This window comes from Acinetobacter sp. AS23, assembly GCF_023612055.1.
In the GTDB taxonomy this organism is placed as follows: domain Bacteria; phylum Pseudomonadota; class Gammaproteobacteria; order Pseudomonadales; family Moraxellaceae; genus Acinetobacter; species Acinetobacter oleivorans.
The window spans coordinates 1,475,613-1,489,081 of sequence record NZ_CP082274.1 but is presented as its reverse complement, the minus strand read 5'-3'; the positions used below and the strand labels follow the sequence as shown (position 1 = coordinate 1,489,081).

Sequence of the window (13,469 nt, the reverse complement as noted above, 5' to 3'; positions counted from 1 at the left end):
AAAATCAACTTTAATGTTACAATACAGTGATTTACTCAATTTCAATTGGACTTCAAAAGAAATGAATAGATTGTTATTAATTTTTTTATCTTTAAATATTAGTCTTTTTTCTCCCGTAGCTTTTTCTGAAACAAACACATTTCAAATGAAACAAGAATATAACCCTACTAACTTTAATCAGCATAAGAGCATGCTTGCAGTAAACGCAAATTCTCAAGAACATAAATTTAATGGGCACCCAAAAGAGTTTTCTAATTCTGGCACTAATCATCAAAATGTAGATTTTTTTGAAATTGCAAAACAATATCAAGAAAAGGAAACTAAGCCATCTTACTCTACTGAAGAAACAGTCAATATGAGTGATCATGAGCGTAGTCTTTACTACATTAGAAATCATGATAATGTTGGCATTCAAAGAGAATTTAATGGTCAGCAGTTTAAATCGCTAAAACAACAGCGCGATAAAGGCGTGATTTCAAATGATGTATATAAAGAAAAGGTCTACAAAATCTTAAGCCAACCTTCTATTAGATAAGTTAGAAGCCCTCACTTGAGGGCTTTTTAATAAAATGATTAGATACAAGCGATGTTTAGTTTTTCTAAAAAAATTAAATAACATTTATAAAATTTTGTTACTTTTTCGCTATAATGATTATAATTATCGTTTAGGATGTCGATACATCAACATGGACCGCTCAACCCCTCTTTCACTCCCAAATTTCAAGTTCAAAGTTTCTACGCTAAGCTATGCAATCGGACTGGCTTGTACTTATTTAGCACTTCCTGCACATGCCGAAGATACAACGACCAGTGCATTACCGACCATCACCATTAAGGCTCAAGGTAACTGGTTAGAAGAAGCAAATGCTGAAACTGTTCACAAACATGCTGGCGCTCGAACTATTGTTGACCGCAAGCGTTTAGATGAAACAGCAGCAACCTCAATTCGAGAAGCTCTAAAACAAGTTCCCGGAGTTCAGGCGCAAGACAGTAGTGGAACAGGTGGTAGTGATGTGTCTCTCAATATTGGGGTTCGTGGTTTAGCATCTCGCCTATCACCTCGCTCAACTGTTCTTGTTGATGGTGTTCCGCTTTCATTTGCACCTTATGGCCAGCCACAATTATCTTTAGCACCTGTTTCAATTGGTAATATTGAGTCGGTTGACGTAGTACGTGGTGCAGGATCTGTCCGTTTTGGGCCTCAAAACGTAGGCGGAATTATTAACTTTGCGACCCGATCAATTCCTCAAGATTTTAGTGGAACTGTTAGCCTAACTTCAGAATACGCATCTGGCACTGACCAAGTAAAGTTCAGCCCTAATCTATTTGTGGGTGGAACTTTAGATAACGGATTAGGCCTTGCCCTCTTGTATTCAGGGACTAAAGGAAATAATTATCGAGAAGCAAATAACAAGATTGATATCGATGATGTAATGTTAAAGTCTGCTTATCAATTTAATGATAAAGATTCAGTTGCTTTAAATCTGCATCATTATGAAGGTCGAGGCGAAATGCCAGAGGGTTTAACTCAAGCCCAATACGCAGAAAATCCGTATCAATCTTCTGGTGAAAAAAACTATTTTGCAGGTCGACGTACTGATGTCTCTTTACGTTATAACCATAAAGATGAAAAAAATAACTTCGAAGTTCTAAGCTACTACATCGACTCTTTCCGCACTAGTAATCTTGAGACCGTGTTAGCGAGTGGTGATAAGCGCCTCGACTCTGCTCCACGTGATTATAAAGTCTATGCAATTGAACCGCGTTACTCTCGTATTTATCAACTAGGTAATACTCAAAACGAAGTAACGGTAGGCTATCGCTACTTAAAAGAAGAAAGTTCTGAGTTTGCTGGACGTACTGCATCTTATGCAGCAGATTCATCAGCTCCAGATTTTGCTCCACGTAGCAGTAGCGAAGGTGGTACAAAAGCGCATGCTGTATATATCGACAACCGTATGGAATTGGGCCGTTGGACCATCACACCGGGCGTTCGATTCGAATCAATTGAAACCTATAATAACTTCACCGGTTATAACAAAGGACAACCTAATACTGTTTATCCAAAAATTGATTCAGACGAATTTTTGCCAAGTTTATCTGTGATGTACTCGGCAAATGAAAATTGGAATATATTTGCAAACGCTGGTGTATCTTTCGGTCCACAGCAATACAGCCAATTAGCACGTCTTGAAGGAACAACCGCAACGGCTACAACCGAAGGCTTACATCCTGAAAAATCGAATAACTATGAAATCGGAACCAAATATCTAGGCAATGGTTTAAATGCTGAATTTACAGTGTTCTATCTAGACTTTGATAAAGAGCTTTCTCTAGTACGTGATGCTGGTAATAACGGGATCTGGACAGACTTAGGGGCAACCAGCCATAAAGGTATCGAAACGGGTATTAGCTATGATTTCGGTCAATTAACAGATGCATTAGAAGGCTTAAAAGTATATGGCAACTATACTTTCACCAAAGCAGTAGCTGAAGCTGGTCAGTTTAAAGATAAAGACCTACCATTTTACTCACGTCATGTCGGTAATGTTGGGTTAGGTTATACCGTGGATAAATGGTCTTTAAATGCTGACATGTTTGCGCAGTCTAAGCAGCATTCACCAGATCTTCCTGATAGTAATGTCTATCAAACAGAAGAAACTGCTGATGGTAAATATGGAGATATTCCGGGTTATACCACTTTTGCGCTACGTACCTCTTATGACTTAAGTTCACAAGTTAAAGGTTTAAAAATCGCTGGCGGCATCAAGAATGTCTTTGATAAGCAATATTTTACGCGCTCAACAGACTCTACTGGCGGTAAATATGTAGGACTGCCACGTACTTTCTATCTACAAACCTCTTTTGACTTCTAAAACCCAATTAAATTGAACAAAAAGCCCTCTTCGGAGGGCTTTTCTTTAAGCATTAAAGTCTTCGCCAATTTAAGTAAGCATCGACATAAAATATTCTAATAACTTATCTCTTTCATCGATCTTATTTGCACTTAAAAGCTGAACCATTGCCCCATCAATCACAAATAAAAACATGTAGGCGTCTTCAAGTGTAGCGGTAACTTTTACGGTTAAAATCAGCTTATAAATTTCTTTAATGAACCAATTTCGGTAGTCACTGACGACCTTGTAGGCGGCGGGATAAAGCTTTTCAATTTCAAAAATAGCTTTAAACTGCAAATGGTAAAACCCTTCTAAATCAGCATGTAAAAAGAAGATTTTCTTTAATTTATCGAAAACCATAAGTTCACGGTACGAATGAATAATAGAAAACACCTCGTCTTTTAACGCATCTTTTTGAAAAGTCAGACACATCTCAATAAGTTTTTCTTTAGATGAAAAGCAGTTATAAAAAGTGGCTTTGGGTATTTTGGCATCGCTAACAATTCGGTCTACACCGACATTATTAAAGCCATATTGATTAAATAAATTTCTTGCCATGTGCAGCACTCGCAGTGCTTTAAATGATGCTTCTAAAGTTGGCATAGACATACCGTTTAAAATAATTTTTTGTTGTATATAAATGAGATAAAAATGCCGTCACTCTTAAATTGAGTGCTAAAAACAGGCACATCAAGGCAGCACAAATCCTGCCTTACATATCTCAGGCTTTATTGTTGATATGATTTTTTAGTCGTAATGATCTAAAGGTTAAAACCTATAGTCGATTAAACTGCTTTAAATGCCAGTGAGGTATAGACGTAAAGACTTTGGCAAGGACTGCCAATGAGAGAGATGAAATAGTACGCATATGCGAACTCCTAGATGAAATAGAAGTTCTGCCAAATCACTGCTAAATGATTATGGTGGCAGAACGAAGAAGGGTTAGCAGACCAGTCATCTAGGAACCGGCACGCCCGAGGGCGTCCCTCCTCCGTCCTACCGCTACGAAGGGAGACGAACGAGTTCGACACCAAAAAATTACTTTTTTGATGTCCTAGATGAAAACGGTCTGCTAAAACCGACTGGCGATGTGGCCAGCAGGCAAAGGATAATCGGAGAGATTTTGGGTGTCAATGTTCAAAAAGAAAGAATAAAAACATTTGATATAAAAAAGCTCTTTAAATAACAAGAGCTTTAAATATTGAAACTCACTTAGTCTCTTTAACATGAAATGAATGTATAAGCCGAGTTAAATTATTTTCTATATTCTGCCAATCAGCTAAATGCATATCACTGTAATGTGCAGTAATACTCAGCGGCAGTCCCTTCACATTAAAAGTATGACTACAATAGTATTGCTGATTTGGTTTAGCATAGTCCTCTAGAATAGCCTGTTCAGGATCTGGTTTACTTAATAAATAAGTTCGAGCAAAAGTACTACAACTAATATAAGAGACTATATTTCCATCAGCATCTTTTTTAAAATAAATCTTATAATGATTATAATCCTCTGTTACATCATCAGGATATTTCTTTCGCCAATCCTTATAAACAAGAACTTTATAGAACCCGCCTGGTAAATTAGGATCTAGTGATACCACTTCTGTTAAGCCTAATTCTGGAGCTGGTTTAGTTTGTATATATTTAATTAATTTTGGTGTTTCAAAATAATCCTTCGGATGAAACACTGAACTTAAATTTATACCCATTTTAATTTCTGCGGCACTAGCATTTATGTTCTTATATATCCAACTATTTAAGGAAAACCAAATTACATACTTATGAAACTCTTGCCAGTCCTTAGGTATTTCATACTCAGCTCTTATTGATTCAGGATTAAAAATATGTAAATTTTCTAATGTTTTTCCTTTGTAATCAGGTAAAAGAACTTGAAAAAGTTCAGTACATTGAAATCTATCACATAAGGGCTTATTACTCTCATATCGTTGCTTTTCTCTGAATTCAAGATCTTTCTTTCGTGAAGATTCAGAAATAGCAGTTGCATCCATAAGATAATTTGCTGGAATATCTAATGTGACTCCATTAGGATCAAATTCAGATGGCCAAATCTCTCTATACAATGGTGGATGTAAATAATATTCCCTAAATAAAATCTTTTCTTTGTAATTGTGGTATTTGCCATAACCAAAGAGTGCAACTAACAAAAGTATCAGTAAATACCTCTTCTTAAAAAGAAAAGATATTGAAGAGTTTTTTTTCATAAAAACTCTCCTGATAACAAATTCAATGCTTTAATTATCTTAAATAAATTCATTTTTTTAACTTAATTTTATTTAATGTCATACATAAAGCTTTTTTATCGGCCTCTTTAATTTGAGGGTGCTGTACAGACCACATGTAGCTACAGCTATGAGGTGCTTTGTTATTACTTTTCTTGAGCTCATAGGCAATATTTTTTAAAAGCTCAGTATTTAGCGTACTAATTTTTAAACGTACTTCAGCTAAATCTTGCGGTTTCCAATTGGTTTCTGGACTCGACAACCAATCTGCGCGATATCGGTACTGAATTGCCTTCGCAACATTCATTTGAGTCACAATAAATGGCTTAACTGTTTCACTATTTAGGCCAAAAGAATCGGCTTCAGAAAGTGATTGATCAAGAACTTTCTTTTCTTGAGTTAAATCTTCAATCGGTAAATGCTGTTCTGCTTTATAACCCGCGACATCTTTCATATAAGATAAACGCTCGTTAATTAAACGAGCAGTTTGATCATATTGATATGCTTGCGCTAATGAAGAAACACACATGAAAGCTGTCAACGTACAAACCACTTTAACAGCTGGCTGAGCACTCTTAATTTTTGTCATGTAAATACCTATCGAAATTATTGTTCTGTCGTCATTCCAGATCAGTACTGTATTTTAACAACATGCGAAAGTAAAATTTCAAGATAGGCTAAGTTCTTGGCTCCATGCCGAATTAGGCTGCTGATAGATGTGTTGGCACACTTGCTTAACAGATGAAATAAAGTGTTGGTCCTGCCCATCCCATTTTTCGACCATGCAATAGCTAATATGAATGCCTTTAGGATGAAACTCTCTTGCTAATGACTGCGCTAAAGCACGAATACCTGCAAACATGCTTTGGCTTAACACATCGTAATGGGTCGAGTTGTTAAATGGTGCACCAAGAAAAATAAGAGTGCCCCGCTGCTGCTTTAACATCGGCTTAATCACAGCTTGCGCCACACTCACTGCACTTAAACCTGTGGTCTGCCAATTGTGTTCAATCTCTTCTAAAGATAAAGCCTCAATATTTGGCGAAGATGAAAAATTCGGCTGAAACACACAGAGTTCAATTCTATGTCTTTGATTGGAAATATAACGCACCAAGCTTTTTAAATGATCTGCATTTACTAAGTTCAAATGAACTGCTGTTACGCCATCGTTGATGGAGTGAACTTGGATTTTTTGCGCAGCTGAATCATGGACAACTTGATAAAGGTGTAATGGAAATTGTGTATTTTTATCTAGAATTACAAAATCACGTTCGATTAGGTGTAAATCATGACCAGCAACAACAACACAACCCTGCTTTTTTTGAAATCTCTGACATATTTTTTTTAGCATTTTAGTCTCTCTCAAAATTTTTCTTGGTAAGGGCGTAAATCGAGTTCATGTGTCCAAAGCTTCGGCGTTTGTTGGTAAAGCATCCAATAATTTTCTGCAATGGCATCAATATTGAGGCCACCAGTGCCACGTGTAAGACGGGCTAACCGCCCCAGACCAAATAATGCTTTATTTACTCTATCGCCATCGACCATTCCATCAATAATCACATGAGCAATATGTATGCCTTGTGCTTTATAAATTTGAGCAAGATTGAGTGCATAAGCCCGCAAAGCAGATTTACCCATGGTAAAAGCTGCGAAAAAAGGTTTCCCTCGCAAAGAAGCGCTCGCACCTGTAAAAATAAGCGTACCGTGGTTTTGATCTTTAAAAATTTTTATACAGCTTTGAGAAACTAAATAAGCTGATAAAAAAGTGGATTGCCACATTTGCGTAAAAAACGACAGCGGACTTCGTAAAAAGATTGAGGGAATATTTCCCCCTACGTTATGAATGACAGCAGTAATACGCTCATTTTGACTGGTGATTGTGTCAAACAAAGCTTGTACTTGCTTTATATCTTCTGCATCTAGACGAAATGCGACAGCGTCCCCACCTTTCGAATGAATTTCGGCAGCAACTGCTTCAATTTTCTGGAAAGTGCGTCCAGCGACATAAACTTTTAAACCTTCTTTTGCAAAACGATGGCACACAGCTGCGCCAATACCTTGTAATGCACCAACGCCAATGACAACTGCACAATCTAATTTTTTATCTGGTGTTGCTAATGTCATGGTCATTTCACCCTGTTTGTTTTTTATACCATAAAGCAATAAACGGACGATCCAAAATTTCTTTACTAAATTTTTTGCTTGTGCGAACCACTTCACCAAGTTGGGCGACCACAGCAATGTCGGCAATTGTTTGAGAGTCTCCAACTAGCCATTCACTTTGCGATAAAACTTGTTCGATACGGTCGAGGTGTCTTCTAAACTCTGCTTCAACATTTTCAGCTTTCATTCGGCCTAGACCTTGAAAGAAAAGCTGTGTTTTTAACTCGGCTAAAATAAATCCTTTTACCATTGGTCTTTCATACGCTGGGCGGCCAATACTGCTAATACGAATTGCTTCGTCTAGCGCATCTGGGTCGTTTACACGTAAATAGACTTCATAAAAATAGAGAGCTTCATCTGCCCAGTCTTCCCACAGCTCTGCAAGTGCTTTTTGATTTGGATCTTCTGGATAAAGCCGTGGTGTATCTGGATATGTTTCTTCTAGGTAGCGAGCGATTCGGGTACTGTCTTGTATTCGCTGTCCATTATGGTCAATTACAGGTACTTTACCCACTTTACTAAGCAAAGGAACTTTAGCCCCCAAAATGCCGTTATAGTTAACTGTTTCAAATGAAATTCCTTTAAATTTTAAAATTCTTGAAACTTTCTGACAAAATGGGGAAATTTCCCATTGATGCAAAATAATATCCGACATTTATTCACCTTTATTTTAATTGCTTGTTTTGCTCACTAGTTCTTTTTTAGAACTATTCAATAAATATACAGAATGTATTTTTAAGTCAAACTGTTTTTGAGGACGAATAAGTATTAAAAAGCTAAAATTAATTGATTTATATCGTTTTATGTTTAGCCATTTTTACTGAATGTAATTCAAATTACGCGGAACCATGCGACTAACATAAAACCGCGTATATTTAATAAATTAATAAGTCACTGTAACAACAACACTATCAGAATAGACACCAGGTTTAGTTGAAATGGAGGTACCTTGCGGAATTTTTCCATAAACTGGGGTGGTTTGGGCAGTGCCGGTTCCTGTACCTGACACCCCACCAGCTCCCCCAACATTGGTTACGCCTCCTGTGGCATCCCACACCGTACTATAGTTAGAATCTTTATATAACTGATAGGGAACATAATCATTATTGTCATGTTTCATACGCCTAAAGCCCCCAACAATACGATTGTTTCCATCACCTAAATAAATGCTATATGGCGTTCCATAGTTACAAGTCGAATTTATAGCTCCTTGCGCTGTGTAATCACGATTAGCCGTACCAGTATCATCAATATTGCCGAAATCTACAGTTGAGGTTGAATTTAATTGGCACAAACTTGGTACTACAAAGTTTGCTGTTAGTAATGTATCACCTGAATCCCAGCCACCAAGTAAATCACCGCACGATAAACCCAAAAGATCCATATCCCAATACAACCGAACCGAAGCCGTATATGTTCCTTGAGGATAGGCAATGAGTGACCCCGTTCGAGCTGGTACTTTCACACTTACTGAGTAACTCACAATATTATTTGATGCGATTGTTGCTACTGGACCATACCACACATTGGAAGTTTGATTCGTGGTAGAAGACCCCGCTCCACCTACAGTTGCTGTGACGGTGTAAGGTAATGAAACATTGTTAATTGCATTTGTGCTTCCCGTAAATACGGTTTTCATACACATGAAATTAGAAATCTGGGGAAGTCCTAAATTCGTGCAAGTAATTGTGCCTGAAAGGTTTACAGTTGCATCACTATTAATATTTGCTGCCGTGTAAGTAAAAGTACTATTAGTAGTTCCACTTACCGTACAAGCAGCATGTGCTGGACTAAAAAAAGCATAAGCGATATAAAATAAGCAAATGCCTATAAGGTATTTTAAAGACAATGAAAATTTCCTATAGCTCTCTATTTGAGCCTTATTCATAATATTTAATGACATACATAAGGTCCCAATTTTTTAGTTGAGTACTGATTACTGTTATATGTGAAATCAACTTGGCATGAACCATGATCCAGAAGATCGACTTCAAGCTTGTTTTGTTTTAATAGATTTTGAATAAATACTTCACCGTCGTAGCCAACTACACCCTCTTGCTGACCATTAATTCGAACCGTATAACCCGGTAATAAAGGTGAATTATTCTGGTCAACAAGTTTCACTAATCCAGAAATGACCTGATGAGCACCAAAGTCAATAAGACCACCTTGGCGATAACCTACAACTGTTTTCTGATCTGTAGACTTCACGCTCCAATTCAAAGGCAGATACGATGGATCTAAATAAATATGATTTTCCTTGTATGGCATTAGACTAGGAATCAAAAATCTTCCAGAATTATCGGTTACGCCTAAATTTACCCCGCCATTTATAATCTGACTTTGCGGCCCAGCATTGGTCACAACTGCATAGCCGTCACCAATTTCATTGGCTGCAAAGACTCGTCCTGCTGCCGCAACCAATGATCCTGTAGCTGAAACTGCAACTTGGTCGTTATCCCCAATTCGATTGTATCGACCTGTCAGGTAAGCTGCACGAGCACGATAAGAGCCATAAATTGAGGCATTGTTTTGATTCGCATCCTGATCACGCTCAACATAACCTCCCCATCCAAATGAACCGATTTGAGGTTCTGATAAACCGAATATTTCTTGGCGGTAACTCAGCCTGCCAGCATCATTAGATACACTTGTAATCGCATTCACTCGGGTAGACGGTGTGTAACGCAGCGCAAAGTAAATGCCATAGTCCTTATGGTTTTCATAATCTTTATAAGCTGATGCATAAAAGCCCCAGTTATTGTTCAGAGTTCCGCTTAAATTGGCAGATACTAATTTATTAGCATTGTCGCTATATTTGATCTGGTTATAACCCAGATAGGCGCTATACCCTTCGTAAAAGTTATAGCTCATTCCTGCCCTAAAAATCTCATCTGCCAGTGCACTGTAGCTCAGGTAGTTCTGCGGCTCAGAAGTCATCTGGTTATCTTTTAAATATCGAATTTGAGACACGCGGGCAAGGTCAAAGTAATTATCAAATACTTTACGGTAACTAGTATTAAACGAAATATTCTTGCTTATACGCCCTTCTAATCCAAGCAAAGCAGAATAACCGTTTTCATCTTTATACTGGCTCGCTGCAATATCAGCATTAATCACCCCAAAGCCAAATAGGTTCTTGGCAAAACCAGTGCCTAGATTTGATAGGCCATCTGTTGAAGCCTCTGCACCACCACTTAAGGTCAGTGAGTTGCTGTAGCCATATCGAATCGCTCCCGAAGCAAAAGTGGCATCATCATAATCGTTTGAAAACAGTCCATAGTTATAGCGTGGAACACCCACATCTACTGAGAATTCATTAATGCCTTTTGCCAGAATTTTAGATGAAAAATAGTAAGCCTGTTTAGTAATGCTCTGTTGACCCGTTGCATCGGTAGTCACAAGCGTGACTTCATTGCCTGAAATAAACGGAAGTTGTTTAATATCAAATGGACCGGATGGCACAAGCCCTGAATAAATCTTTTGCTGGTTAACGTATAAATCTAGTGTTGAAGGAAGTGCTGCCGAACCGGAAAATTGCGGTAGCGCCGAGGTAACAAGATCACCTCGTTGAGTATAAGCACTTGACCACTGGAAACCCGCCAGACGTACACTACTACCCCAATCAGAACTATTGGAAATAAAGTCCCCTAAGGTATATATCCTGATTTTTTCAGGGTCTACATATTGCCACTTACTCTCTAAGCGCACCCATTTTTCATGGCTATAACTCGTTTCATTACTACCGTTGTATAAAACGCCTGAAGAAAAGTTACCGATTGCGCTGTTAAAGATCCCTTCTGCCGAACCTGAGAAAACATTCTCGTCATTGGTTATGGTGTTATACAGACTGTAGTTCAGAATCGCTGCGTTTAAGGGTTTCATTTTGAGCAAATGAGGACTGGTAATCTGCTGACCATTTAAGTCAACTGAATAATCCGTCAACATGTTCGACGGAACTTGTAAATTTAGAGCCTGTTCATTCTCTAAATATTTAAACCGGATTCCTTTTAATTCATCAATACACACCCATTGGCTATCAGGAGTTTGCTCATCCATTTTCACCCTTAAAGTTTTTAAGGCACTAGAGCGAATATATAACTTTCCATCCTTAGATTGCTTCACAGCAACTAAGTCTTCAGAGGAATTAGAATTAATAGAAACAACTAAAAAAAGCTGGGTAAAATTAATATTTTGCTTATCGTCACTTGTATTTCCCTGTGCATATTTCTTATTACTATCTATAGATTCGGGAACACTCGGCATTACAGTATTCGTATTATCTTGTAGTTGCTCGGCAAAAGAATACGCCGGAAGATATGCCACACATAAGACACCTATAATATATTTCATATAAGCCTCTTAAAGTGTGGTTTTCTTACCGTTAACTGTCAGAGATACACTGTATTTATGATTTGGCTGATATGTAAAATTATGAATAGAGTAGCTTCGTGCCTGCTCCGCAAGAATATAACCATTTACGGTATTTACTTTAATCGGGTAACTTTTATTCGCTGTTGTATCAACAAGCATTAAATTATTTAAGAGAGCATGTCTGTTTCCAATATTACTAATGTTTAAGGAAGGTGCTTCCTGATTTGTATCAATTTTCCAACTAAGTTTCGTAATGGCATCTTTATTGACCACAAATACGGGTAATGATGAGCGAAGTAATACATTTACGCCCTGAGCAGTTTTACGGCTATCTATTGGTTTTGGTAATTCATCAATAATAATACGATAGGTTTTTTCACCAGAAATAGGTGTTGGATTAATTCTGACTACACGTAAGTTATACGAATCATTAGACTGTAATTTTAAAAATGGTGGACTAATGGCAATCTCATCTGTAGGTGTTAACTGATCTTGTCCATTTTTTTGAGTCCATTCAAATACGCGAATCTGCAAATCAGTACTTTCATTTGACTGATTAAATAAACTAATTGATGAAGCATTTTGATTACTTAATATTTCCACATTCACAGGCGAAAGACGGATTGTAGCGGCGTTAATAGTGCTAGATAACGATAAGAATAATCCCGTAATAATAAAGATATTTTTTTTCATGATTTACTCAAATATAACTTTTTTAATGTGTTAGCCCTTTCAAAAGGGCTAACAATATTTCTAATTTATAAAATTAATAAGTTACTGTTATTGTTACTGTATCGACATAGCTACCCGCACTCGGCAGTGTTGAACCTGCTGGAATACGACCATACACGTTAACGGTTTGGACATTACCGGTTCCAGTTCCACTATAAGCAGTCGTTGCAATGCCGATTGCTGTGGCGTGTCCAGTATCTGAGAAGAGGTTATAAGGAATATATTCGTTGCTTGTTGCACCACCAATCATACGACGTTGAGTCGTTTGAGCATTTTTGCCGGCATCAAAAGCTAAAGTCCACGGCACAGTATTGTTACAAAGAACTTTGATTGAGGTACCACCTGTTGTTGTGGTATCTGCATCTACGTTGCTAGCAAGTGAACTTAACGTACCAAAATCTAAAACGGCATTTGTTGTAGTGCCTGTTGCAGAGGTATTTAATACACAACTGTTCGTTACTGTTGCCTTAACAGTTAATGTACCTGTTGCTGTTGCTGCATTTGCTGCGTTAATAGAAAATAATCCTACAGCAATGAGTGATAAATGAAAAAAAGTCTTTTTCATAGTCAAAACCTTTTAAATTAAGTTATAAAAACTAATAGATATAAAAAATTTAACATTTATTCTTACAATCATTTTTTATTTGACTGCTCCTTTTTAAAGTTTATTTTTTTACCCTATTTTAGACATCATACATAAAAATAATTAAAAATCATTCGAGCATTATCATGTTAATTTCAAAAAATAACACCAAGTTACCAATATTAACACTCAATACACATTTTGTAATTTTACAAAAAATTAAACTATTGATTTAAAAAAAATTAGCAAATACGTCATAAAATTTATTTAAAAAATTTTAAATAAATATGTCAATAAATGTAGTCAATTATGTAAGTAGCTAAGGTTATTTACGAAGCTAATAATTTTATTTCTTATATTATTATTCTATCTAAATTTTAGTTTTACACATCTCATTTAAAGATATATTCACAATCAGCCATTAATTATTACAATTTAAACAAAAAGAAAATTGATGAGTAGAGGAACAATAGTTCACTC

Annotated in this window: 12 protein-coding genes; 2 read left to right on the top strand and 10 right to left on the bottom strand. The window is 36.9% G+C overall.

Annotated elements, in window-relative coordinates; genetic code table 11:
* Window positions 1–13: 13 nt before the first annotated feature.
* Both K6I41_RS06925 and K6I41_RS06920 read left to right on the top strand, forming a co-directional pair.
* Window positions 14–535 carry a hypothetical protein gene (locus tag K6I41_RS06925; protein WP_250375486.1) on the top strand — a complete coding sequence of 174 codons (522 nt, stop codon included), beginning with the start codon at window positions 14–16 and terminating at the stop codon, window positions 533–535.
* Window positions 536–686: 151 nt separating this feature from the next.
* Window positions 687–2,876: a TonB-dependent receptor family protein gene (locus K6I41_RS06920; RefSeq protein WP_250375485.1), complete on the top strand. Its 2,190-nt coding sequence runs from the start codon at window positions 687–689 to the stop codon at window positions 2,874–2,876.
* Between the two features lie 69 nt (window positions 2,877–2,945).
* On the opposite strand, the gene K6I41_RS06915 is transcribed toward K6I41_RS06920, so the two are convergent.
* The 10 genes from K6I41_RS06915 to K6I41_RS06870 form a co-directional block, all read right to left on the bottom strand.
* The gene (locus K6I41_RS06915) at window positions 2,946–3,500 is read right to left on the bottom strand and encodes a TetR/AcrR family transcriptional regulator (RefSeq protein ID WP_250375484.1); all 555 of its coding nucleotides are present in this window, start codon (window positions 3,498–3,500) and stop codon (window positions 2,946–2,948) included.
* 605 nt (window positions 3,501–4,105) lie between these two features.
* Window positions 4,106–5,119 (bottom strand): hypothetical protein, encoded by a 1,014-nt coding sequence (locus K6I41_RS06910; protein ID WP_250375483.1) that lies wholly within the window; start codon window positions 5,117–5,119, stop codon window positions 4,106–4,108.
* 49 nt (window positions 5,120–5,168) lie between these two features.
* Window positions 5,169–5,726 carry a chorismate mutase gene (locus K6I41_RS06905; RefSeq protein ID WP_250375482.1) on the bottom strand — a complete coding sequence of 186 codons (558 nt, stop codon included), beginning with the start codon at window positions 5,724–5,726 and terminating at the stop codon, window positions 5,169–5,171.
* 78 nt (window positions 5,727–5,804) lie between these two features.
* Window positions 5,805–6,488 (bottom strand): SDR family NAD(P)-dependent oxidoreductase, encoded by a 684-nt coding sequence (locus K6I41_RS06900; RefSeq protein WP_250375481.1) that lies wholly within the window; start codon window positions 6,486–6,488, stop codon window positions 5,805–5,807.
* A gap of 11 nt (window positions 6,489–6,499) precedes the next feature.
* Entirely contained in the window at window positions 6,500–7,261 is a 762-nt protein-coding gene (locus K6I41_RS06895; protein ID WP_250375480.1) for an SDR family NAD(P)-dependent oxidoreductase, read from the bottom strand.
* Between the two features lie 7 nt (window positions 7,262–7,268).
* Window positions 7,269–7,955, bottom strand: coding sequence for a glutathione S-transferase (locus tag K6I41_RS06890; protein ID WP_250375479.1), 687 nt, complete (start codon window positions 7,953–7,955; stop codon window positions 7,269–7,271).
* Window positions 7,956–8,183: 228 nt separating this feature from the next.
* Entirely contained in the window at window positions 8,184–9,203 is a 1,020-nt protein-coding gene (locus K6I41_RS06885) for a Csu type fimbrial protein (RefSeq protein WP_250375478.1), read from the bottom strand.
* Window positions 9,194–11,653, bottom strand: coding sequence for a fimbria/pilus outer membrane usher protein (locus K6I41_RS06880; protein ID WP_250375477.1), 2,460 nt, complete (start codon window positions 11,651–11,653; stop codon window positions 9,194–9,196). Before K6I41_RS06880 ends, K6I41_RS06885 begins: the two co-directional genes overlap by 10 nt.
* Before the next feature lie 9 nt (window positions 11,654–11,662).
* Window positions 11,663–12,367 carry a fimbrial biogenesis chaperone gene (locus K6I41_RS06875; protein WP_151988576.1) on the bottom strand — a complete coding sequence of 235 codons (705 nt, stop codon included), beginning with the start codon at window positions 12,365–12,367 and terminating at the stop codon, window positions 11,663–11,665.
* Window positions 12,368–12,440: 73 nt separating this feature from the next.
* Window positions 12,441–12,971: a Csu type fimbrial protein gene (locus tag K6I41_RS06870; RefSeq protein ID WP_151988575.1), complete on the bottom strand. Its 531-nt coding sequence runs from the start codon at window positions 12,969–12,971 to the stop codon at window positions 12,441–12,443.
* Window positions 12,972–13,469: the final 498 nt, after the last annotated feature.